We start from the raw sequence: 23,186 nt of genomic DNA on the forward strand, positions 1-23,186 counted from the left end.
AGGAACCGCCGCGCCCGCCCGCAAGTAAGGCGTTGCTTACCTCTTGTTCGCAGGTGCGAAGAGGCATAGCATCCCTCAACCCCGCCATAAGGGGAGCCATTTTCGCAGAGAGGAGACGAACAGCAAAAGGGGAAGAACATGCTGCGTCTCACCGATTTCCGCCGCTCCACGGGCATGCTCGTCGGGCTATCGAGCCTCGCCACCGCGCTGGCGGCGTCACCCGCCCACGCGCAGACCGCCAGCCCGTTGGCGGCCGCCGCCAACGGCGACACGATCGGCGACATCGTCGTCACCGCCTCCCGCCGCGAGGAATTTTCGCGCGACGTGCCGATCGCCGTCACCGCTTTGTCGGGCGAGAATCTCGCCGCCGCCAACTCCAGCGGCCTCGACATCCGCTTCCTCTCCGCCCGCACGCCCAGCCTGCTGATCGAGAGCTCGTTCGGCCGCACCTTTCCGCGCTTCTACATACGCGGCCTGGGCAATACCGATTTCGACCCGAACGTCGCTCAGCCGGTGGCGATCTACTATGACGACGTCGTCCTGGAGAACCCGTTCCTCAAATCCTTTCCGGTGTTCGACGTCAGCGCCGTGCAGGTGCTGCGCGGGCCGCAGGGCACGCTGTTCGGCCGCAACTCGCCGGCCGGCGTCGTCAAGATCGACAGCGTGAAGCCCAGCGACACGTTCAACGGCTACGGCACCGTCAGCTACGGCACGTTCGATACGGTGAACGCGGAGGCGGCGGTGGGCGGCCCCGTGGCCAACGGCCTGACCTTCCGTCTCTCCGGCATCCTCCAGCGCCGCAGCGACTGGGTGACGAACGACAGCACCTCGACCAACGACCGCTCGCCGGACAAGCTGGAGGGCTATCGCGACACGGCCGGCCGCTTCCAGCTCGGCTATGAGAGCGGCGACTTCAAGGCGCTGTTCAACATCCACGGCCGCGACGAGCGGGGCACCGCCCGCCTGTTCCGCGCCGCCTCGCTGGTACCGGGCACCAACCGCTTCAAGCCCGATTTCGACGTGAAGCACGTCACCCTCGATGCCGACAACGATCAGCGGCTGAAGAGCTGGGGCACCAACCTGCACCTGGAATATGCGCTGGACGGTATCGGCACGCTCTACTCCGTGACGGGTTATGAGCGGCTGAAGATCTTCACCACCAGCGATATCGACGGCGGCGATCGCTACGCCTTCTTCACCACCCCGCCCAACGCCCTGCCCACCGGCGTGGCGGAGTTCCCGGTGGAGACCGGCAACCGCACCCGGCCGAAGGAATTCAGCCAGGAACTGCGCTTCGCCACCGAGGACATGAACGGCCTGCGCCTGCAGGCGGGCGCCTATTATTTCAAGCAGAAGCTCTATTATGAGGAGTATGACAACCAGCCCGGCTCCACCTCGCCGGCCGGATCGATCGCGGACGGCACCGTCTACGGCCTCGTCACCCACGACAATACGAACGAGAATTACGGCGTGTTCGGTTCCGCCGAATATCAGGCGACCGAGGCGCTCTCGCTGCGCGCCGGCGTGCGCTACTCCCACGACAAGAAGCACGATTTTACCAATCGCGTCACCAACCCGTCGGAGAACGTCTTCCCGCCGATGACCTTCGACGTGCGGGTCAGCGACAGCAACGTCTCGTTCGATGCCAGCGCCACCTACAAGCTGAGCGAGGAGGTGAACGTTTACGCCCGCGTCGCCACCGGCTATCAGGGGCCGGCGATCGAGGATCGCGTCACCTTCGACAGCAGCACCTCCACCGCCCCGTCCGAGAAGGCGCTGTCGGGCGAGATCGGCATCAAGACGAGCCTGTTCGACAAGAAGGCTAGGTTCGACCTGACCGGCTACTGGTATCGCGTGAAGGACTTCCAGCAGACCTCCGTCGGCGGCGGTGCCAACACCGCCAACCTCATCTCGATCGACAAGGTGGAGGGCTATGGCGTGGAGGTGGATTTCGAGGCGCGACCGATCGAGCGTCTCCAGATCACCGCCGGCGGCAGCTACAACCATACCGAGATCAAGGATCCGGGCCTGGACGTGGGCGTGTGCGGCGGCGGCTGCACCGTGCTCGATCCGCTCGCGGCGAACGGCAACGCGCTGATAAACGGCAACCCGCTGCCGCAGGCGCAGAAGTGGATCGCCACCGGCTCCGTCCGCTACGGCGTGCCGATCGGCGAGGACAATGAGGTGTTCGCGATGGGCGATCTGGCCTTCCGCAGCTCGGCCAACATCTTCCTCTACGATTCGATCGAGTTCAGGACGCGGCCGTTCACCGAGCTGGGCGCCCGCGTGGGCTTCCGCACCGCCAGCCAGTTCGAGATCGCCGGCTTCGTGCGCAACGTGCTGGACCAGATCCGCGTGACGAGCGCGGTCGATTTCAACAACATCACGACGATGGTCAACGAACCGCGCACCTTCGGCATTTCGATAAGCAAGCGCTTCTGAACCGAAGATCCTCCCCGGAACGGGGAGGATCAGAAGGAACTCACCCCGCCAGCAGCAGGCCCGCCAGCGCCGCGCTGAGCAGGTTGGAGAGCGATGCCGCGACCAGCGCCTTCAGGCCCAGCTTCGCGATCATCGGCCGCTGGTTGGGCGCGAGGCTGCCCGTGACCGCCATCTGGATCGCGATCGACGAGAAGTTGGCGAAGCCGCACAGCGCGAAGGTGACGATCGCCACCGTCGCCTCCGACAGGCCGGCCTGCGCCTTGCCCAGGCTGATGAAGGCGACGAACTCGTTCAGCACCAGCTTCTCGCCGAACAGCCCGCCGGCGACGCCGATCTCGTTCGCCGGCACGTTGATCAGGTACATCAGCGGCGCGAACACCATGCCGACGATGCGCTGGAAGGTGAGCCCCTCGATGCCGAACCAGGCACCCGCGCCGGAGAGCAGGCCGTTCGCCAGCGCCACCAGCGCCACGAAGGCCAGCACCATCGCGCCCACCGCCACCGCCAGCTTCACCCCGGTCTGCGCGCCCTGGCTGGCCGCCATGATGATGTTGGCCGGCCGCTCCGCCTCGTCGATGCCGGCGGCGATCGATACGGGCGGCTCCTGCGGCGGCGCATCGTCCGGCAGCGGCTCGTCCGGCATCATCAGCTTGGCCATCAGCAGCCCGCCGGGCGCCGCCATGAAGCTCGCCGCGATCAGATAGTCCACGCGGATGCCCATCGCCGCATAGGCCGCCAGGATCGTGCCGGCGACGCCCGCCATGCCGGACGTCATCACCGCGAACAGCTGCGGCGGCGTCAGGCTGGCGAGATAGGGGCGGATCACCAGCGGCGATTCGCTCTGCCCGACGAAGATGTTGGCCGCCGCGCACAGCGATTCCACCTTCGACACGCCGGTGATCCGCTGCAGCGCGCCGCCGATCCATCGCACCACCAGCGGCATGACGCCCAGATAATAGAGGATCGAGATGAGGGCCGCGAAGAAGATGATCGTCGGCAGCGCCTGCAACGCGAAATTCTGCCCGAGCGGATCCTGCGCCAGCCGGCCGAACAGGAAATCGGTGCCCACCCGCGAGTAGCCGAGCAGGCTGGAAACGGCCGCCGCCAGCCCGGCCAGCGCATGGCGCCCGGCCGGCACGTAGAGCACGATTACGGCGATCGTCACCTGCAGGGCGAAGGCCGATCCCACCACGCGCGGGCGGATCGCCCGCCGGTTGGACGACAGCAGCAGCGCGATGCCGAGGATCACCGCCATGCCGACGATGCCGGTCAGCAGCCGCGTCACGCGCGATGCTCCGCCGCGTGGCCGTCGCCCGGGGGAGGCGCGCATGATCGGTTCGGCAAGTCGGGTCTCCCGCAGGTTCGGGCCGACTAAGGCAAATCGGCGGGCGCCCGGCAATCCCATTTCCTCGTGGGCGCACATTCGGCTACGAAGGGCGATGCAGAACCCACACGCTCCGGCGGCCCCTCCCCTCCTCGCGCGCTCGCTGTTCGTGTTCGGGATCCTCTATGGCGGCCTCGTCTGCATCGCCGGCGTGCTGGGCAACAAGCTCGTCGCGCTCGGCCCGCTGGCGGTGGAGGCGGGGATCTTCGCCTTCCTGCTGCTCGTCGTCACGTCCAGCGCCATCGCCGAGATGTGGGGGCGGGAGACGGCCAACCGGCTCGTGCTGTTCGGCTTCGTGCCGCTCATCGCCTCCATGATCCTGATCCGCATCGTGCTGGTGCTGCCGCCGGCGCCGTTCTGGGAGGCGGAGAAGCGCGTCGCCTTCGACATGATCCTCGGCCAGTCCTCCCGCATGATGATCGCCGGGCTGATCGCCTACGGCACGTCGCAGCTGCTCAACGTCTTCATCTTCACCCGGATGAAGCGCGGTCGCGGCGCGATGCTGTGGCTGCGCGCACTGGTGGCGGGCGTGCTCAGCCAGGCGGTGGATACGATGCTGTTCATCACCATCGCCTTCTACGGGGTCGAGCCGGTCGCGCTGATCCTGCCCGGACAGCTGATCGCGAAGATCACGCTCTCCACCCTGATGGTGCCGCCGCTGATCTACCTGTTCGTGGCGATCGGCCGCCGGCTGGACCGGACCGCCTGAACCCGCTCGCGCGAAGGCGAAGGCACGGCTGAGGGGACACGTCCCGGCCGGCGCTAGGCGCCCGCCATCGCGCGATCCAGCACGTGATGGAACCAGGCGACGCGGAACTCCTGGTCGGAAAGTTCGCCGCCGGCATAGCCGCGGGAGCGCCAGCCCTGCTGCTGGGTGCGCATCGTGTCGACGTCGCCGTCCAGCAGCGCGCCCAGGCTGCGCTCGCCATAATCCACCGTCTCCACCGGCACGTCCTCGCGCCCCTCGGCGCTGCCGGCGGCGGTCGAGATCGCGCCGAAGGCATCGTTGCCGAAGGCGTAGTAGTGCACGTCATAGTGGCAGCGGTTCGGATCGTCGGCGTGCGGGCGCAGCCGGTGGAACAGCAGGCCGTCCGCCAGCAGGCCGGCGGCGAAGTTCGGGAACAGCACATAATGGTGGCTGTCGGTCAGCTGGCTGTCGCTCATCGCGGCATAGTGGTCGTGCCCCCGCGCCGGACCGAGCCGGCGCTTCGCCTCCTGCAACGCCGCCCGCGTGTCGCGCGGGCGATCGGCGAAGGCGGCGGGATCGAGGCCCCACCGCATGAGCTCGGCGGCAAGCTGCGGGCCGATCACCGGCCGGCCGCTGTCGATATGCCGGGTAGAGGGCAGGCCGGCCTTCATCCGCAGGCGGGTATGGCCCTCGTCGAACACGTCGCATTCTATGTCGCGGAAATCATCCTCCAGGAAATCGAGGAACGGCGCGTGCACGGTCGCGAAATGGTAGACCTCGCTGAAATTGTCGATCAGTCCCTTCCAGTTGCTCGGCAGGTTCACCGTCAGCGCCTGCACGCGCACCATCTGCTCGATCGGATAGGGCTGCCAATCGTCCCACACTTGCCCCAGCGCCTCGCGCAGGCTCGGCGCCTCCGCATCCATGTTGACGAAGACGAAGCTCTTGAACGTCTCGCAGCGCAGCTCCGCCAGCCGCAGCCGTCCGCACGGCGATCCCTGCGAGAAATCGCCCTCGTCCTGCACCGCCTCCAGCGTACCGTCTATGCCCCAGCGCCAGCTGTGATAGTCGCAGGTGAAACTCGGCTGGCTGCCCTCGCGGTGGCGCACCAGCCGGTTCCCGCGATGCTGGCAGACATTGTAGAAGGCGCGCACGCCGCCATCCTGCTGCCGCACGACGAGGATGCTCTCGCGGCCGATCTCGAACGTGTAATAGTCGCCGGCCTCGGGTATCTCGCCGGTGCGTCCGGTGACGAGCCAGTGCCGCGCGAACACCCGCTCGAACTCGCGCTCGGCATAGTCGCGCGAGACGTAGCGATCGCGGGTGAGCGCGCCGGCCTTGCGCCGGGGGAAGACCTCGCGCACGAAATGCTCCGCGCGCGAGGCGGGCCGGCTGGTCGCGATCGTCATGCCGCCATCTCCCCGTGATCCTCCAGCGGCATCAGCCGCCAGGTACGCACCGCGAACAGCCAGCGCCCGTCTTCGCGGACCATTTCGTCGTCGTAGCGGCCGCGCAGCCGCACGGTGCGGCCGGTGCCGTCGTCGAACGCCTCGATCGAGGTGGAGCGCGCCGTGGCGCGATCCCCGTCGATCGCCATGCCGCCCAGGATCGAGACGAAGGAAAAGGCCCACGGTGCGTCCGCCGGGCCGTGATACTGGGCCATCATCCCGATCCAGGCGGAGACGATGGTGGACTTGCCGGCCAGCTCCACCCCGGTGCCCAGATCCGGCATGGACCAGCGCGCATCCTCCGCCCACAAGGCGGCCCACGCCGCGGCGTCGCGCCGGGTGACGGCGTCGGCATAGCTCTCGATCAGCTCGCGGACGAGCAGCCTGTCCTCGCCCGGGCCGGTGAACGCCATCGCTCCGCTCCCGAAGGCGGGCGCCCCGCTCTGGCCGAGGCGCCCGGTGACGATCCTAGAAGTGCACCTTCGCCGTCACGCCATATTCGCGCGGCGGCGCATAGTTGACGAGGCCCAGAGTGCCCGGCGCATCGAACACGCTGGCGATGTAGCGGTTGTCCAGCAGGTTGCGGCCCCACACGCCGATCGACCAGAAGCTGTCGGTCGGCGTCCAGTCGATATTGCCGTCGACCAGGTGGGTCGGCTGGATCTTCGATCGGGGCGTGTCGTTCACCGCCGTCAGGAACTTGGACGACACGTAGCTGTAGGCCAGGTGGAAGGCCGCCTTGCCCGGCCCGACGTCCGCCTCGTAGGTGAAGCCCGCCGTGGCGGACCATTTCGGCGCGTTCTGCAGCGCGAAGCCCTTCAGGCTGCGGGTCTGCGCCATGTTGCCGCCGGCCGTGTTCGAATCGAAGAAGTCGAACTTCTTGTACTTGGCGTCGAGATAGGCGAGCGAGCCGTTCAGGGTCAGCCCTTCGAACGGCAGCGCCGTCGCCTCGAACTCGAAGCCCTTGATCTCGGCCTTGGCGGCATTGATGATGCGGTTGCCCTGCACGAAGGTGCCCGCCGCATCGGTGGTGAAGTAGATGGTCGCGATCTGGATGTCGCGATAATTGGTGTAGAAGCCCGCCAGGTTCAGGCGCAGGTGGCGGTCGAGCAGGTCGGTCTTGATGCCGGCCTCGAACGTGTCGACATGCTCCGGATCATAAGGCAGCGCATCGGCCGGCAGGCCGATGCGGCCGGTGAAGCCGCCCGACTTGAAGCCGCGCGCCCACGATCCGTACAGCAGCGTGCCGTCGATCACCTTATAGTCGACGCCCAGCTTCCAGCCGACATTGTTCCACGATTTCTTGCCGCGCGGCGGCGCGACGGTGCTGATCGGCACGTTGCCGGTCGCGTCGAAATCGGTCATCCCGCTCAGGTTGATCGAGGTCGCCGTCGAGACGAGCATCTTCGTCTGCTCGTAGGTGTAGCGCACGCCCGCCTGCAACCGAAGCTTGTCGGTGACGTCATAGTAGCTCTGGACGAAGCCGGAGATCGAGTAATTGTCCTGATCCTGGTTGTTGCGCTGGAACAGGCCGGGTGCGGCGAACTGGATGCGGAAGTCCTGCTGATGCGTATAGTGGGTGTCGAGGAAGAAGGCGCCGTAGATCACCCGCAGGCTGTCGGTGATGTCGGCCGCGCTGCGCAGCTCCTGGCTGAACTGGCGGCCGCGCGTCAGGCGGCGGGTATCGTCCTGGAATTTCGGCGTGCCGTCCTGGTCGGTGAACTCGAAGACGCGGAAATGCTTGTAGCCGGTGATCGATGTGATGTCGCCGATCGGCGTGTCGCGCAGGTTCATCGTCAGGGTGGCGCGATAGGTGTCCATGTTGCTGGTGTCGGGCACCCCGTCCGATGCGGAGCGATACTTGTCGGGCGCGTTGCACGGCCGGCCCGCCGGCAGGCAGGGGGACTGGTACATCGGCTCGATCGCGTTCGGGAAGACCGTGCCGGCCGGGATGTACTGCGCGTCGCCGGGCACGTCGCCCGCCACCACCACCGGCGCGCCGTTGCGCGCGCGATCATATTCGCCGATCAGCGTCGCGTCGAAGTTCGGCGACGGCGTGAGCTTCAGATAGCCGCGATAGATGGTGACGTTGCGGCTGCCCAGATCCGATCCGTCGACGATGTTGCGCACCCAGCCGTCCCGCTCGTTGTGCGAGACGACGAGCTTGCCGGCCAGCACGTCCTTCACCAGCGGCACGTCCAGCGTGCCGGCGATGTCGAAGCGCTTGTAGTTGCCGTAGCTCGCCTCCACCTTGCCGCCGAGCTCGCCGGTGGGCTGTTCAGTGACGATGTTGACGACGCCGCCGGTCGTGTTCGCGCCGAACAGCGTGCCCTGCGGCCCGCGCAGCACCTCGATGCGGCTGATGTCGTAGAGATCGACGAGGGCGCCCATGCTGAAATATTGCGGCACGCCGTCATACACGATGGAAACGGTGTTGCCGGCATAGGGGTCGGGCTCGATCACGCCGATGCCGCGGATGGTGATGGCGGCGGTGTTGGGCGTGTTCGAGAAGTTGTTGATCTGGATGTTGGGCACGGTGCCCTGCAATCCCTGCAGGGTCGCGGCGTGCAGGCTGCTGACGGCGGCGCCGGACACGGCGGTGACGGAGATCGGCACGTTCTGCAGATTCTCGGAGCGCTTCTGCGCCGTCACGATGATGTCGGCCAGGCCGCCGCTATTGTCCTCGGCCGCGGCGCCAGGTGTAGCGGGCGGCGGCGCGGTCGCCTCTGCCGGTGCCGGCGGCACGGTGGTGTCCGACGCGGTGGGCGTCTGCGCGTTCGCCGCCGCCGCGATCGTCAGCAGCGAGGCGCCGCCGAGCGCGTACATCAATCCCATGTGACGAATAGCCATCTTCATCCTCCCGTTCTCACCCGTTTTCGGGCTTGTCCCCACAGTCCACCGACAAGCTTATACGATCGTCCTACTTGGGATACTGATGTTTGTGCCAGCCGCAGCGGCCGCCGGCAGTTGCCTCGCCGCCGGCCGCTTCCTAAGAAGCCGCTCCCCGTTCCTCGCCCGCGAAGGCCGATGCCGAAGATCGTCGACCATGCCCTGCGCCGCGAGACCGTGGCGGAAATCGTGATGGAACTCATCGCCGAGGTGGGGCTGGAAGGCGTGAACGTGCGCGAGATCGCCCGTCGCGCGCAGTGCAGCACCGCGATCATCTCGCACTATTTCGCCAACAAGCACGATCTGATGCTGTTCGCCTATCGCCGCGCGCTGGCCGATACGATCGACGATGTCGAGCGGCGCATCGCCGCCGACGAGCCGATCCGCGCGTGCCTGGAGCCGATGCTGCCGATCGGCGAGGGCGGCGTGCGCGGCTGGAAGGTGTGGCTCTCCTTCTGGGGCAAGGCGCTGAGCGACGAGGAGTTCCGCCACGAGCAGGAGCAGCGCAGCCGCGAGGCGCTGGCGCTCGTCGCGCGCGTCCTCGCCTGCCACCGGCGGCCGGGCGACGACCGCGCGACCGAGCCGCTCGCCCGGCTGCTGCTCGTCACGATCGTCGGGCTGGCGACGCAGGCGACCTACGATCCGGGGCGCTGGCCGGCGGCGGTGCAGCGCGCGACGCTCGACGAACAGATCGCCGCCCTGGGGCTGTAGCCGCACCGGCCGCGCCCGCCGCTCAGCTCGCCGCCAGCGGCGTGCCCTGGATGCCGAGATACTTGTCCAGCGTCTGGTGGATGTGGCGGATGCGCACTTCCTGATAGTTGGCGAGCGTCGCCGTCTTCTTGCGCGAAGCGCCCATGCCCTCCTGCATCCAGCCCATGTTGCCGGTATCCTGATCGTAGATCTCGCCGAGCGAGGGATCGACGCCGGGCACGCTGGTATAGCTGTCGTCGATGCCGATCCGCACCGGCGCGTAGGGCGCCGGCCGATCGCCCTTGGGCAGCGGCGCCAGCAGCAGCAGATCGAACAGCGCCTTCGTCGGGTCCATGCCCAGCGGCCGGAAGCGGTAGATGATCGGGAAGGAGGGGGCGAGGAAGAAGTGGCCGTTCGGGAACACGAAGTAGCCGACCGTGTCGATCACCTCCGATGTGCTGCGGTCGTCGAAATTCTTGCCGCCGTCGCGCAGCACGCCCTTGAAGTAATCGGCCATCACCTTGCGGGCGGAGCCGCCCTCTGCCACCGTCAGCGCATCGCCGAGCGCCTGGCGATCGCCGAGCACCATCGTGTCGAGGATCTCCTGCTGGCTCACGCCGTCGCCCGCCGTCGGGCTGGCCACGCCGGCCAGGCTGAACAGCCGGTTCACATGATCGCTGAACACGTCATACTGCGTGTTGATGTCGCCGGTGCCCTTCTGCAGCTGCGAGTGGGTGACGGGCGTGTGATAGGATTCCAGGAACGCCTCGGACGCCACCTTCCAGTTGCACGGCAGCTCCTTCTGGATGTGCAGCGCGACGTAGCGGTCCTGCAGTTCGGCGTGCGCGGCATGATCGGGCAGCGGCGCCAGATACTCCTCCAGCGGCATCGCATCCTCGTCCATGTTGACGAAGACGAAGCCGCCCCAGGTGCCGACCTTCGCCTCGGGCAGGCGGAATTTGTCGGCATCGACGTGGGGGAAATCCCACTCGCACGGCAGCTTGCTCAACTCGCCTTCCAGGTTCCACGTCCAGCCGTGGAACGGGCAGGCCATCTGCGGCGACCAGCCCTCGGTGAAGCTGGGCTTCAGCTTGGTGCCGCGATGCAGGCACGCATTATAGTAAGCGCGGATGTCGCCGGCATCATCCCGCGTGATGATCAGCGAGTAGGGGCCGACATCGTAGACATAATAGTCGCCGGACTCGGGAATATGCTCCTCGCGGCAGGCCCACTGCCACGTGCGCGGCCACATCCGGTCCATTTCCGCCTTGAAGAAGTCGGCGTCGGTGTAGCGGCCATAGGGTATGTCACCGTCGCCGAGGAAGCGGTACGCGTCCAGCTGGTAGGATGCCGGCTGCAACGACGCGTCGGCATCGGCGCGCAGCACCTCCTGCACGCTCGGCGCCGGGCACCGCGCCTGTCCGGGCTTCATCGACGGGATCGGTGCGTTCACTGGGTCTCTCCGACGGGGCTTTTTTCTGACATGCGTTTTTAATCGGCCCGGCTGAACTGGCGATATGGAGAGGATTGCGAGTCGCGGGCGCGCCCGATCCGCCGGATACGAAGGGGATGAGGATGCTGGCGGCGATCGAGGCGGGCGGCACCAAGTTCGTCTGCGGGGTAGGCGACGCGGCGGGATCGCGCGAGACGGCGCGGATCGCCACGCGCGATCCCGATGCGACCCTGGCCGATGTCGTCGCCTTCCTCGCGCGGGCGGTCGATCGCCACGGGCCGATCGCGGCGATCGGCATCGGCAGCTTCGGCCCGCTCCAGCTCGATCCCGCCGCGCCGGATTTCGGGCGCATCACCACCACGCCGAAGCCCGGCTGGCAGGGTGCCGACATGCCCGCGCGGCTGCGCGCGGCGCTGGGCGTGCCGGTGGCGATCGATACCGACGTGAACGCCGCGGCGCTGGCCGAGGCGGCACATGGCGCCGGGCGCGGCGCCCGCTCGCTCGCCTACGTCACCGTCGGCACCGGCATCGGCGTGGGCCTGGCGATGGACGGGCGACCGGTGCATGGGCTCGGCCATCCGGAGGCCGGCCATCTGCTGCTCCGCCGGCACGCCGATCATGGCGACTTCGCCGGCATCTGCCCCTATCATGGCGACTGCCTGGAGGGGCTGGCGAGCGGACCCGCGATCATCGCCGCGTGGGGCGGGTCGCTCGCGACGCTGCCGGCCGGGCACCCGGCCTGGACGGTGCAGGCCGACTATCTCGGCCAGCTCTGCGCGACGCTGATCCTCGTCGCCGCGCCCGAGCATATCGTGCTCGGCGGCGGCGTCCTCTCGCAGCCGAGCCTGCTGGACGCCGCGCGGGCGCGCACGCGCGAGCGGCTGGCCGGCTACTGCGCCGCGTGGACGGACGAGGCCTTCGCCACCCGCATCACCGCGCCCGGCTGCACCGAACCGCCCGGCCTCACCGGCGCCTACATGCTGGCCGCGGCGATCGCCTGACGACCTCGGCCCGACCTGCCGCCTCTGCCCTACCTGCTGGTCGAAACGATCGCTGATCGCCTCTGCCGAACATGCTGTCGAGGCGATCGTCTGATCGCCTCCAGGAAAAAACGGGCGGGGCATCGCTGCCCCGCCCGTCCCTCATTTCAGCGATGCGGCGGTCCGCTTCAGAACTTCACCGTCGCACCCAGCGAGAAGACGCGACCCAGATCGTAGCGATTGATGTTCACCCGCGTGCCGTTGGCCGACTGGAACTCGTTGTAGCGCTGGCGCGTCAGGTTGCGGCCCTCGGCCTTCACCTCGATCGCGCCGCCGAACAGCGGCACCTCCTGTCGCAGCACCAGATCGATGCGCAGGCCGGGCTTCTCCTTGATGTCCGGCTGGCGCGCATTGCCCTGGATCGGGCCGCGATTGGTGACGCGCGGGCTGGCATAGTTGATCAGCAGCGTCTGCTGGGAGAGCGTGTCGGTATCCTCCAGGCTGAACTGCAGGTTGGCGATGTGATCGGACTGGCCGGTCAGCGGCGCGCCGTTGCGGTACAGCAGGTTCGCAGCGACGGCCGTGAGGTCCGGCCCCACGATCATGCTGTCGTCCACCTTCAGCTTGGATTGGGTGTAGGTGTAGTTCGCCGACAGCGCGATGCGTCGCGTCGCGAAGAACTGACCACCCATCTTGTCGAGCGGGACATATTTCACGAGCTCGACCTCGCCGCCGTACAGATCGGCCTTCGGCGCGTTGGCGAAGCCGGTGCGCAGCCCGCCGCCGCCGGTGATGAACGCCACCTGCTCGATCGGGTTCTTGATGCGCTTGTAGAAGCCGGCGGCCGACAGCCGCTCGCCGCGGCCGAAATAATATTCGTAGCGGCCCTCGGCGTTGATGAGGGTGCTGTCGACCAGGAACGGGTTGCCGCTGAACTGGCGATCCGATTCGAAATCCTGGTAGACCTGCTCCGCCAGCTCGCGGAACTGCGGGCGCGCGATCGTCTTCGATCCCGCGACGCGCAGCTGCATGTCCTCCGCGAAGTTCCAGGTGATCGTGCCCGCCGGCAGGAAATAGTCGTTGTTCAGGCGGGTGTTGCTCACCGTGCCGATCGGCGTAACGGCCTGCTTGGCCTTTTCGTAGCGGACGCCCGCCGTGGCGCGCAGCCCGGTCGTGATCTCGCCCTCGATCTGGCCGTAGCCGGCATGCACTTCCAGCGAGGCATCGTAGGCGGCGGCGCCCTGCCCGCTGTTCGCGTCGCTCAGGCGGATGTCGTAGGTGTAGACGTTATAGTCGCTGACCAGATAGTCCGGCCGCTCCTGCGCCACCGCCAGCGGCACGCCCGATCCGTTGCCGGCGATGTAGTTGAAGATGTAGCGCGATGCGTTGCGCTCTGTCTTGTTATAGGCGTAGCCGCCGCTCAGCTTGATGTCGCGGTCGGACGGCACCTTGTAGCCGAGGTCCAGCGCGCCGGCGTAGACATCCTCGTTCAGGTCGCTGAACGCCACCGAGGCGGACTGGCCGCCGCGCTGGGCGAGGGTGTTCACATAGTCCCTGGCGGTCTGGTCGTAGGTGTAGGTGAACTCGCGCTCGTACGGGCTCTCGCGCTGCGAGTTGGCGTAGCCGCCGCGCGCGTCGACCGAGAGGTCGCCGAACCTGAACTCGCCGACCAGTTGCGTGTCGATCAGCTGCCGCTCAAACCAGTAGGTGTTCTGCTGGATGATCGGCGGCGTGCCGTAGAAGTCGGGGTTGGGCACCGGATCGAAATTGGCGCCGGTATTGTAGCCGACCGAGAGGCGGCCCTGCTTCACGGTGTCGCGGATGTAGAGGTTGGTCCAGCGGATCTTGTGCTCGCCAAGCTCCAGGCCGAAGCCGAGCAGGCCGCTCACCACCGCGCGCATGTCGGTGATCACGGTGCGGAAGTCGCGCTGCAGGCTCGCCAGGCCGGGATCGTTCGAGACCTGCTGGCTCGCGTCGCGCGTGCGCCAGCTATTGCCGAAGCTGGCCGAGGCGATGACGCCGAAGCGGCTGTCAGAGCCGATGTCCCACGATTTGCCGGCGCTCATGTCAGCCGAGAAGTTCGGCGGCAGATCGCTGTTGCGCTGGAGCAGGGTCGTGTCCGCGTTCGTCAGGTTCGCCGCGAGGAAGCGCAGGTCGGCGGCGGAGAAGTTGCTGCCGGTGACGATCGGGTTGCCGCTCTTGATCGCGGCCTTCAGGCCCTTTGGCACGTCGCGCGTGCCGTCGTCGAAGCCGGAATAGTCGGAGCGGCTGCCATAATAGGTGTAGCCGAGCTTGCCGGTCGTCTCCGTATCGACGCCGACGGAGGCGCCGAAGTTGAAGAACGCCTCCTTCGGGATGGACGGGGTGGTGAGGTTGATCACGCCGCCGCCGAACTCGCCCGGATAGTTGGCCGAGTAGCTCTTCTGCACCAGCGTGCTGGCGATGACGCTGGTCGGGAAGATATCCAGCGGGATCACGCGCTTCAGCGGCTCGGGGCTGGGCAGCGGCAGGCCGTTCAGCAGCGCGGAGGAGTAGCGGTCACCCAGGCCGCGCACGTAGACGAAGCCGTTGCCGACGACGCTGAGGCCGGTCACGCGGGTGAGCGCGCCGGCGATGTCGCCCTCGCCGGTCCGCGCGATGTCGGCGGTGGAGAGCACGTTCACCACCTGGGGCGTGGCGCGGATGGTGTTCGGGATGAAGCGGCCGCGCACGACGATGTCGGCGGAATTCGTGTCGGCGCCGGGGGTCGAGATCTCGACCTGCTCCTCGGTCTGCGCCTCGGCCGCCGGCGTATCGGCGGACGGCTCGCTGCCACCTTGCTGCGCGGAGGCGCCGGGCGCGCCCGAGCGGGCCGACGTGGTGGGAGCGGCGGTGGCGGCGCCCGGGCCGGCCGTGGGATTGGCCTGCGCATAGGCGGCCGTCGGCGCGAGCGCGGTGCCGGCCAGCAGGCACAGCCGCCAAAGCCCCTTGTGATCGATCATCGATAATCCCCCTTGACGCTGACGAAACCGGGCGGCGGTGCGGCTCCCCCGCGCCGCCGCCCGCTCACGATCGACCGATCAGTTCGTCGGCGCGGTTGCGCAGTTGCGGCTGGTGGTGGCGAAGGTCGCGGCCACCGAGTTGCAGGTCCAGCCGGACCACCAGGTGTCGCTCGTGTCGCGCACGGCGCCGATATAGGTGGTGTTGACCATGAAGCTGCCGAGCGTGGAGGCGTTGAACGGCACCACGTTGCGCTCCGACGGGCCGTCAATGTAGCCGTTGGTCAGGCTCGGCGTGAAGCTGGCGCTGTTGTTGGTGCCGGCGGCGAAGATCGAGTTGACCGTGGCGACCGAGACGTTGCCGTCGTCGCGATAGGCGGTCGGGCAGGCGAGCACGACCGAGTTGAACTTCGGGATGCCGGCCTCGTCCAGCGCCGTATCCACCGTCGCGCGGGTGGTGGTGCCGTTCGTCTCGTCGATGTCGAGGCAGTTGGTCGGGCCGACGACGACGCCGTTCACCGCCGTATAGTCGGTGCCGCCGCGCAGCAGGATGGCGTTCAGGCCCTGCGTGGTGGAACGCTGGATGAAGGTGAAGTTGGCGAGGCGGGTGTTCTGGCGCGGCAGCGCCTCCTCGTTGCCGTTCGAGTCGGCCTCGATCATCGAGTCGCCGTTCGTCGCGTCGCGCTGTGCTGCGATGACGAACTGGATGAAGCCCTTGTAGCCGAGATCGGTGTCGAGGCCGTCATCGTCCGCGCCGGTAATGACGATGTACTTCATGTTCACCCGGCCGCCGAAGATCTCGATGCCGTCGTCGGAGCTGTTGTGCGACTGGATGTGATCGATCGTGGTGCCGCTGCCGACGCCGCCGAGGGTGAGCGCCTGCAGCTCGTTGCCCGGCGCGATCGCGAAACCGGAATAGTTGATCTGCACATATTGCAGCGTGCCGCTCGAATCGTCGGCGGTGGCGCCGCCGTAGAGCGAGCCGGTCGTGCCCTCGACGACCTGCTGGCAGCCGACGCTGCCGCCGGCGACGGCCGTGTTGCAATCGCTGATCGGCGCGCGGCCGAGCAGGATGATGCCGCCCCAGAGGCCCTGGCTGCTCTCGGTGGTGGTGCCCTCGATGTTGGCGCGGGCGGTGAAGACGATCGGCTGCGTGGCGGTGCCGATCGCGTTCAGGCGCGAACCGCGGTTCACGACGAGATAATCGTTGCCGGACGACGCGAAGATGATCGTGCCGGGCTGCACCGTGAGCGTCACGCGCTGGCCGCCGGCGGCCGCGCCGTCGCCGCCGATGTCGGTGCCGACGTTGACCGGGCCGGACAGCGAGTAGCGCACGCCCGGCAGGTTCTGGATGGTGTAGTCGGCCGTGACGCGGCCGGAAATTTCGCAGTTACGGAAGTTGGTGGCGATGATGCCGCGATCCACCGTGCCCGTCGGGCAGCTGGCGGCCGGGGTCGGCGTCGTCGGCGTGGTCGGGGTCGTGGGGGTGGTCGGCGTCGTCGGGGTGGTCGGCGTCGTCGGCGTCGGCGTGACGATCACGCCCTCGCCCGGCGAGGCGACATCATCGGCGCCGCAGCCGGCGAGCGCGAGCGAAGCGCTTCCGAGCAGCAGCAGGTGACGCAGATGTTTCATAGATGCCCCCAATGTGACGGATATCGCGCGACGCTCTCCCGCATCGCCTCTCGCGCCAACTAACGAGCCATTGTGATGCTTTTTTTACACCACGACGCAATTCGACGAGCCGAGCGGGACAGGTTCACGGCCATTATCAGGGCTATAGTGGCCGCACGCCAACCTTTACTCATGCAGCAGATATGTGTCGCCATTGTTACAGCGGAGACAGGGTTGCCGCGGGAGATGTGCGGGACGATTTTCGGCCTCGCGAAGCCGGTACTCGGCGGCTGCCACCACCCGCGAGATTAGGCTTTCGTTAACCCTTCTTGTTCACGATCCCGGAGGAACAGTGGAGGCGCGCGGGACATGGCACGGGGACATTTCGGCATCGGCGCGAGGGCGGGTGCGCTGGCCATCGCGGCCATGCTCGCCGGCTGCGCCACGCGGCCGGTCGTCGCGCCGCTCGCCGTCGCCACCGTGCCGCCGCCGCGCGCCGCCAGGCCGCAGCCGCCCGCCGGCGCATCGGCCGAGCAGGCGATCCCGCCGCTGGATCAGGACGGCACCTATCGCACGATCAACCGCGCCATCAGCAGCGCCGCGACGATCTGGCACGTCCGCTCCGCGCTGAACGTGGCGGCGCTCGGCTGCCGCGGCGCCGGAGAGGCGGCGCTGATCGCCGACTATAACCAGCTGCTCGCGTCCAAGCGTGCGGTGCTGAAGGCCGCCTTCGCCGCGACCGAGGCCGAATCGCGCAAGGCCGGCGGCGACTGGCGCGACGCGCACGATCGCGAGATGACGCAGACCTATAATTTCTTCGCGCAGCCGCCCGCCAAGGAGCGATTCTGCGCGGTCGCGGCGGTGGTCGCGGCCGAGGCGGCAGCCGTGCCGCCGGACGGGTTCGCCGCCTTCTCCGGGCCGGCGCTGGCACGGCTGGAGGAGCCGTTCACGGACTTTTACCGCGCCTATGAGAGCTACCGCCGCGATCTCGCCGCGTGGGAGGCGGGCGATCGCGCCATCGCCGCGCAGCCCGCGCCCGCCGCGACGACGCTGGCCTACGCGCCGGTGGAGACGATCATCGCGTGGGCTCCGGCCGCCGATACGGGCGACCGCCGCCTCGCCTCTGCCGCGCCCGTGAGGCGCTGACCGCGCTCAGTGCGCCGTCCAGCCGCCGTCGACCGGCAGGGCCACGCCCGTGATGAAGGAGGCGCGCGGCGAGGCCAGCCACAGCATGGCGTCGGCCACCTCCTCCGCCCGCCCCAGCCGCCCGATCGGGTGCAGCCCGAGCATGACGGGGCGCGCATCCGGATCCTCCGTCGCCTCGCGGGTCAGCGGCGTTTCGATCACCCCGGGGCAGACCGCGTTCACGCGTATGCCCTTGGCCGAATATTCCAGCGCCGCCGTCTTCGTCAGCCCGATGACGCCGTGCTTGGACGCAACATAGGCGGCCGACGTCGGCATCGACACCAGCCCCAACGCCGACGAGGTGTTGACGATCGCTCCGCCGCCGCGTGCCAGCATCAGCGGGATCTCGCGGCGCATGCACAGCCACACGCCCCTGAGGTTGATCGACATCAGCAGGTCGTAATCCTCGTCCGGCACGTCGGCGATGGGCTGCAGCGGCACGCCGATGCCGGCATTGTTGAGCGCGATGTCCAGCCCGCCGAAGCAATCGGAAATGGCGGCCATCAGCGCATCCACCGAGCCGGCGTCGCTCACGTCCGCCGCGATCGCCTGCGCCTCGCCGCCGTCGGCGCGGATCGTGGCGGCGGCGTCCTCCGCCATCTCGGCGCTCCGGTCGCACACGATCACGCGCGCGCCTTCCGCCGCGAAGCGCAGCGCCGCAGCCCGGCCGATGCCGGACGCTCCGCCCGTCACCAGCACGATCTTTCCGTCCAGCATCAGGTCCATCATCGTCTCCTCCGTCTTATGCTCGCAACCGCCGCACCCCCGCCACAACTGGCGCTTTCGTGAGCGACGGGGGGCGGCCGCGCGTATTACGGTCGCTACGAAACGGCGGGGAGGACATGGTGGCGGACAAGGTGGAGAGCGACGATCGGGTGCCGGTGCTGATCGCGCTCGGCGAGATCAGCGATCGCAATCCCGATCCGGAGGCCGCTTTCGACTCCCTCGGCCTGATGATGGAGGCGCTGAAGGCGGCCGAGCGGGATGCCGGCACGCCGATCCTCGACCGGCTAGACTGGCTGGGCGTGGAGGACCAGATCTCCTTCCCCGATCCTGCGCTGCACGAGACGCTGGCCGAGCGTCTGCCGGCACTGCCGCCGATACGGGTCAAGACCTTCGAGGCGAGCGGCGACGGGCCGATCCAGCTGATCGCCGATGCCGCCAACCTGATCGGCGAGGGCAGGATCAGGCTAGGCGCGGCCGTGGGCGCGGAGGCGCTGCGCACCGCCGCCAAGCGCGCGCAGGCGGCGGCCGCCGCCGGCAATCCGCCGCCGCCCAGCGCGATCGCCGCCAGTGCCGCCGCCGGCGCCACGCCGATGGCGCGCAAGCACAAGCTGTTCACGCCGACCGACGTCTATCCGCTCTACGAGAACGCCACCCGCGCCGCCTGGGGCCAGACGCTGGCCGAGGGTCAGGCCGAATCGGCGACGATCTGGTCGAACTCGTCCAAGGTGGCGGCGGCGAATCCCTCCGCCTGGCTGCGCACCCCGGTGGAGCCGGCGGCGATCGCCGAGCCGACCGCCGACAACCGCCTCATCAGCTTTCCCTATACCAAGCTGATGGTGGCCAACGCATCGGTGAACCAGGGCTGCGCCGTGATCATCGCCAGCCTCTCGATGGCGCGCGAACTCGGCGTGCCGGAGGAGAGGATCGTCTATGTCGGCGCCAGCGCCGCCGCGCACGAGCCGGACGACTTCCTCATGCGCGACAGCTTCGCCCGCGCGACCAGCCTGGAGACGACGCTGACGACGGCGCTGGACCGCAACGGCCTCGGCAAGGAGGATCTTGCCCATGTCGAGCTCTACAGCTGCTTCCCGGTGGTGCCGAAGATGGCCCGCCGCGTGCTCGGCTGGCCGGCGGAGAAGCCGACTACCGTCTATGGCGGCCTCACCTTCGGCGGCGGCCCGATCGGCAACTGCATGATGCACGCCGTCGCCCGCATGATCGTGAACCTGCGCGGCACGGACGGGCACGGCCTGATCGTCGCCAATGGCGGCTATGCCACGCACAGCCACAGCATCGTGCTCACCCGCCGGCCGGTGCCGGCCGGCACCTTCCCGCTCGACTATGACGTGCAGGCGGAGGCAGAGGCGAAGCGCGAGCCCGTGCCCGCCCTGCTCGACGATTATGAGGGCGAGGGCGTGATCGAAACCTATTCGATCCCGTTCGATCGCCACGGCAAGGCGGCGCGGGCCACGATCGTCGCCCGCAATCCGGCCGGCGAACGCTTCCTCGCGACCGTGCCGGCCGAGGACGAGGCGGCGATCGCCTTCCTCACCTCCGGCGCGGCGGAACCCGTCGGCACCGCCGGGCGGGCCACGCGCGACGCGTCCGGCGGCGTGCGCTGGACGATGTAACCACTATTGTTCTCGACAGGAGACTTCCCCCATGGATCTCGGACTTTCCGGCCGCAAGGCCATCCTCGTCGGCGCCAGCCACGGCATCGGCCTCGCCACCGCCCGCGTGCTTGCGGCCGAAGGCTGCGCGATCGCGCTCTGCTCCCGCTCGCAGGAGAGCGTGGATGCGGCGGTGAAGGCGCTGTCCGGCGGCGGCGCCACTGTGATCGGCGGCGCGGTGGACGCGTCGGACGCGGACGCCCATGGCGGCTGGATCGCGCAGGCGGCCGAGCAGCTCGGCGGCTGCGACATCTTCATCCCGTTCACCTCCACCAACACCGGGGTGGACGACGAGGCCGGCTGGCGCGCCGTGTTCGAGGCGGACACGCTGCCGCTGGTGCGCGGCGTCGCCGCCGCGCTGCCCGCGCTCAAACAATCCGATGCCGGCGCGATCGTCACCCTCTCCTCCACCGCCGCGCTGGAGGAGTTCATGGGTCCGGGCGCCTACAATGCGCTGAAGGCCGCGACGATCAACTATTCCGCCGCGCTGGCGCAGAAGCTGGCGCCGGAAGGCATCAGGGTGAACTGCATCACGCCCGGGCCGGTGGAGATGGAGGGCCGCGCGTGGGACAATATCAAGTCCGCCATGCCCGATTTCTACAAGGGCATTCTCGGCCAGATCCCGATGGGCCGGATGGGCCAGGGCGAAGAGATCGCCCGCGCGATCGCATTCGTCGCCTCGCCCGCCTGCCGCTTCATGACGGGGGCCAATCTGGTGATCGACGGCGGCTTCACCAAGCGGGTGAACTTCTGACCGGCTGACCCTGCCCGCCCCGGACCGCGCCGACGCGGTTCGGGGCTCAGCCGAGCCAGCCCATGTGCTGCGCCAGAATGCGGCAGCCCAGGCCGATCAGCACGAGGCCGCCGGCAATCTCCGCCGGCTTGCCGATGCGCGCGCCGATGCGCGCGCCCAGCAGGGCGCCGGCGAAGCACAGCACCGCCGTCACGATGCCGATCACGGCCACGGCCAGCGCCACCGGCGATCCGATCGTCGGCAGGGTCACGCCGGCGGCGGCGGCATCGATGCTGGTCGCGATCGCCGCCATCAGCAGCGCGCCGCCGCCCAGCGGCGCGGCCGGCGGCGCGTCGGCCTCCTCGGGCGCAAGCCCCTCGCGCACCATCTTCAGCCCGATCGCGCCCAGCAGCACGAAGGCGATCCAGTGGTCGACCGCCTCGATCAGCCCGGCGAACGCGATGCCCAGCGCCCAGCCCGCCAGCGGCATCACCGCCTGCGCCACGCCGAAGGCCAGCGCCAGCCGCGCCGCGCCGCGCATGCCCGGCCGCACCGACGCACCCTGCGCCAGCGACACGGCGAAGGCATCCATCGCCAGGGCGAGCGCCAGCAGCAGCAGGGTGATCATCGGGCGAGCATCTCGTCGACCCAGGCCGGCACCAGCGCGCCGGCTGGCCCGCTGCGCGTCTCCTCGAACCACGCGCTGCCGGCGGACGGCTCCAGGTTCAGCTCCAGCGTCGCCGCGCCGCACGCCCGCGCCTGCTGCACGAAGCCGGCCGCCGGATAGACCGCGCCGGACGTGCCGATCGAGACGAACAGATCGGCGCGGCCCAGCGCCGCCTCGATCCGCTCCATCTGATAGGGTATCTCGCCGAACCACACGATGTCCGGCCGCAGCGTGCCGGCGGCCGCGCAGGCGGGGCAGGCCGGTCCGTCGCCGAGATCGCCCGACCAGCGGCTGCGCGCGCCGCAGGCGAGGCACAGGGCGGACATCAGCTCGCCATGCATGTGCAGCAGCCGGGTGGCGCCCGCCCGCTCGTGCAGGTCGTCCACATTCTGCGTCACGATCAGCAGCTCGCCGGGCCACGCCGCATCCAGCCGGGCGAGCGCCAGATGCGCAAAATTGGGCACGACCGCAGCCAGCGCGGCGCGCCGCTGATCGTAGAAGGACTGCACCAGCGCCCGATCCCGCCGGAACGCCTGCGGCGTGCAGACATCCTCCACGCGATGGCCCTCCCACAAGCCGTCCGGCCCGCGAAAGGTGGCGAGGCCGCTCTCGGCGGAGATGCCGGCGCCGGTGAGGATCAGGATGTTGCGGATGTCGCCCATGCCGCTAGCATAGCGGCGGCGCGCGGCGGCCGCCACCACGGTGGCCCCCCCCGGTCAGCGGCGCGTGAGCCAGCGGCGCAGGCGGCTCCGCTCGTGCGGGTTGCCGAAATGGTAGAGCAGGGTGGCGCGCAGGCCGGCAGGGTCGGACGCGGCATTGGCGTGCAGGCTGCGATAGCCCCAGAAGATGTAGACGGAACCCGGCGTCATCGCCAGCCGCACCGCCGCCGCGCGGCCGGCGCGGATGCGTCGCCAGAGAAGGCGCTGCACGATCGCGCGATCGTGCAGCGCCTTCTCGATCGCGTTCAGCGCGTAGCTGCGGCGGAACGGGCGGCGGTTCGGCAGCAGGATCAGGTCGCCCGCAGCACCGCGCGCCGGCACCGCCAGCGGGATCAGGATCGTCACGGCGAAGGAGTCGTAGTGCAGGTAATTGGCGTGATGCCGCGCCGTGCGCCCCTTCAGGCAGCGCAGCACCTGATGCACATGGCCGCTGGCCGGCGCCTGCCCCGTCGCGGCCCGGTGGAGCCCCCGCAGCATCCCGGCGAAAGCGGGATCGGCGTGGATGTCGGAGAGCAGGTGGCCGGCGCCGGGGATGCGGCCGTCGCGGGCGACATATTCGCCGCCGTTCCGCGCCACCGCCGCCTCGGCATGGCGCCGCGCCTCGGCGATCCAGGCGTCGGGCACCGCGCCTTCCAGCCGGCAGACGCCGGTCGCGTCCACCTCGCGGGCGATGCGGGCGATGGCTGCGGCATCGAAGGCGGGAAAGCGGACGCCGGGCGGCGGATCGATCGCCGATGGCTCCGGGTCGATCTCCGGTCCGCGCATGCCGCCATCCATGATCGCCACCCAAGACCTCGCATGAGCCGCGCCGATCCGCCGCGCCGACATGATTGCTGGATTATTGCTGCTGTAGACCGGCTCTTACAGGGCGACCGGCGGCAGTGTGAGCCTGTTCGGGTCCATCCCCGATCAATTAAGCGCAA

The 23,186-nt window shown here is 68.8% G+C and carries 18 protein-coding genes; 7 read left to right on the forward strand and 11 right to left on the reverse strand.

What is annotated here, in order from left to right:
* The first annotated feature begins 138 nt into the window (after positions 1-138).
* A complete protein-coding gene (locus tag GNT64_RS12380; protein ID WP_231638984.1) occupies positions 139-2,442 on the forward strand; it encodes a TonB-dependent receptor in 2,304 nt (767 codons plus the stop codon).
* 40 nt (positions 2,443-2,482) lie between these two features.
* Here GNT64_RS12380 and GNT64_RS12385 read toward each other — a convergent pair whose 3' ends face one another.
* Positions 2,483-3,697, reverse strand: coding sequence for a NupC/NupG family nucleoside CNT transporter (locus GNT64_RS12385; protein WP_231639541.1), 1,215 nt, complete (start codon positions 3,695-3,697; stop codon positions 2,483-2,485).
* A gap of 184 nt (positions 3,698-3,881) precedes the next feature.
* Between GNT64_RS12385 and GNT64_RS12390 the strand changes: the two genes are divergently transcribed.
* The gene (locus GNT64_RS12390; protein WP_156679798.1) at positions 3,882-4,535 is read left to right on the forward strand and encodes a queuosine precursor transporter; all 654 of its coding nucleotides are present in this window, start codon (positions 3,882-3,884) and stop codon (positions 4,533-4,535) included.
* Between the two features lie 53 nt (positions 4,536-4,588).
* On the opposite strand, the gene GNT64_RS12395 is transcribed toward GNT64_RS12390, so the two are convergent.
* The 3 genes from GNT64_RS12395 to GNT64_RS12405 are packed head-to-tail and all read right to left on the reverse strand — an operon-like array spanning position 4,589 to position 8,812.
* Positions 4,589-5,923 carry an aromatic ring-hydroxylating oxygenase subunit alpha gene (locus GNT64_RS12395; protein WP_156679799.1) on the reverse strand — a complete coding sequence of 445 codons (1,335 nt, stop codon included), beginning with the start codon at positions 5,921-5,923 and terminating at the stop codon, positions 4,589-4,591.
* A complete protein-coding gene (locus GNT64_RS12400; RefSeq protein WP_156679800.1) occupies positions 5,920-6,375 on the reverse strand; it encodes a nuclear transport factor 2 family protein in 456 nt (151 codons plus the stop codon). The genes GNT64_RS12395 and GNT64_RS12400 overlap by 4 nt, the downstream gene beginning before the upstream one ends.
* A 55-nt stretch (positions 6,376-6,430) precedes the next feature.
* Complete coding sequence (locus tag GNT64_RS12405; RefSeq protein WP_231638985.1) at positions 6,431-8,812, reverse strand: TonB-dependent receptor; 2,382 nt, start codon at positions 8,810-8,812, stop codon at positions 6,431-6,433.
* A 177-nt stretch (positions 8,813-8,989) separates the two neighbouring features.
* On the opposite strand from GNT64_RS12405, the gene GNT64_RS12410 reads away from it, so the two are divergent.
* A complete protein-coding gene (locus GNT64_RS12410) occupies positions 8,990-9,562 on the forward strand; it encodes a TetR/AcrR family transcriptional regulator (RefSeq protein ID WP_156679801.1) in 573 nt (190 codons plus the stop codon).
* A gap of 22 nt (positions 9,563-9,584) precedes the next feature.
* Here the strand turns inward: GNT64_RS12410 and GNT64_RS12415 are convergent, their stop codons facing one another.
* On the reverse strand, positions 9,585-10,994 hold the full coding sequence (locus GNT64_RS12415; protein WP_197276973.1) for an aromatic ring-hydroxylating oxygenase subunit alpha: 1,410 nt from the start codon (positions 10,992-10,994) through the stop codon (positions 9,585-9,587).
* A 116-nt stretch (positions 10,995-11,110) separates the two neighbouring features.
* Between GNT64_RS12415 and GNT64_RS12420 the strand changes: the two genes are divergently transcribed.
* A complete protein-coding gene (locus GNT64_RS12420) occupies positions 11,111-11,995 on the forward strand; it encodes an ROK family protein (protein WP_231638986.1) in 885 nt (294 codons plus the stop codon).
* A gap of 167 nt (positions 11,996-12,162) precedes the next feature.
* On the opposite strand, the gene GNT64_RS12425 is transcribed toward GNT64_RS12420, so the two are convergent.
* Together GNT64_RS12425 and GNT64_RS12430 are read right to left on the reverse strand one after the other, a co-directional pair.
* Positions 12,163-14,955: a TonB-dependent receptor domain-containing protein gene (locus tag GNT64_RS12425; protein ID WP_156679802.1), complete on the reverse strand. Its 2,793-nt coding sequence runs from the start codon at positions 14,953-14,955 to the stop codon at positions 12,163-12,165.
* A gap of 78 nt (positions 14,956-15,033) precedes the next feature.
* Positions 15,034-16,584, reverse strand: a complete 1,551-nt coding sequence (locus tag GNT64_RS12430; protein WP_156679803.1) for a hypothetical protein — start codon at positions 16,582-16,584, stop codon at positions 15,034-15,036.
* A gap of 348 nt (positions 16,585-16,932) precedes the next feature.
* Between GNT64_RS12430 and GNT64_RS12435 the strand changes: the two genes are divergently transcribed.
* The gene (locus GNT64_RS12435; RefSeq protein WP_156679804.1) at positions 16,933-17,709 is read left to right on the forward strand and encodes a hypothetical protein; all 777 of its coding nucleotides are present in this window, start codon (positions 16,933-16,935) and stop codon (positions 17,707-17,709) included.
* Between the two features lie 6 nt (positions 17,710-17,715).
* Here GNT64_RS12435 and GNT64_RS12440 read toward each other — a convergent pair whose 3' ends face one another.
* The gene (locus GNT64_RS12440) at positions 17,716-18,477 is read right to left on the reverse strand and encodes an SDR family NAD(P)-dependent oxidoreductase (RefSeq protein WP_197276974.1); all 762 of its coding nucleotides are present in this window, start codon (positions 18,475-18,477) and stop codon (positions 17,716-17,718) included.
* 113 nt (positions 18,478-18,590) lie between these two features.
* Between GNT64_RS12440 and GNT64_RS12445 the strand changes: the two genes are divergently transcribed.
* Both GNT64_RS12445 and GNT64_RS12450 read left to right on the forward strand, forming a co-directional pair.
* On the forward strand, positions 18,591-20,105 hold the full coding sequence (locus GNT64_RS12445; protein ID WP_197276975.1) for an acetyl-CoA acetyltransferase: 1,515 nt from the start codon (positions 18,591-18,593) through the stop codon (positions 20,103-20,105).
* Between the two features lie 31 nt (positions 20,106-20,136).
* Entirely contained in the window at positions 20,137-20,898 is a 762-nt protein-coding gene (locus GNT64_RS12450; RefSeq protein WP_156679805.1) for an SDR family NAD(P)-dependent oxidoreductase, read from the forward strand.
* A gap of 46 nt (positions 20,899-20,944) precedes the next feature.
* Here GNT64_RS12450 and GNT64_RS12455 read toward each other — a convergent pair whose 3' ends face one another.
* The 3 genes from GNT64_RS12455 to GNT64_RS12465 are packed head-to-tail and all read right to left on the reverse strand — an operon-like array spanning position 20,945 to position 23,028.
* The gene (locus GNT64_RS12455) at positions 20,945-21,505 is read right to left on the reverse strand and encodes a manganese efflux pump MntP (RefSeq protein WP_156679806.1); all 561 of its coding nucleotides are present in this window, start codon (positions 21,503-21,505) and stop codon (positions 20,945-20,947) included.
* A complete protein-coding gene (locus GNT64_RS12460) occupies positions 21,502-22,206 on the reverse strand; it encodes an NAD-dependent deacylase (protein ID WP_156679807.1) in 705 nt (234 codons plus the stop codon). The genes GNT64_RS12455 and GNT64_RS12460 overlap by 4 nt, the downstream gene beginning before the upstream one ends.
* 54 nt (positions 22,207-22,260) lie before the next feature.
* Complete coding sequence (locus GNT64_RS12465) at positions 22,261-23,028, reverse strand: hypothetical protein (RefSeq protein WP_156679808.1); 768 nt, start codon at positions 23,026-23,028, stop codon at positions 22,261-22,263.
* Positions 23,029-23,186 lie beyond the last annotated feature (158 nt).

This window comes from Sphingomonas profundi (assembly GCF_009739515.1).
Lineage (GTDB): Bacteria > Pseudomonadota > Alphaproteobacteria > Sphingomonadales > Sphingomonadaceae > Alterirhizorhabdus > Alterirhizorhabdus profundi.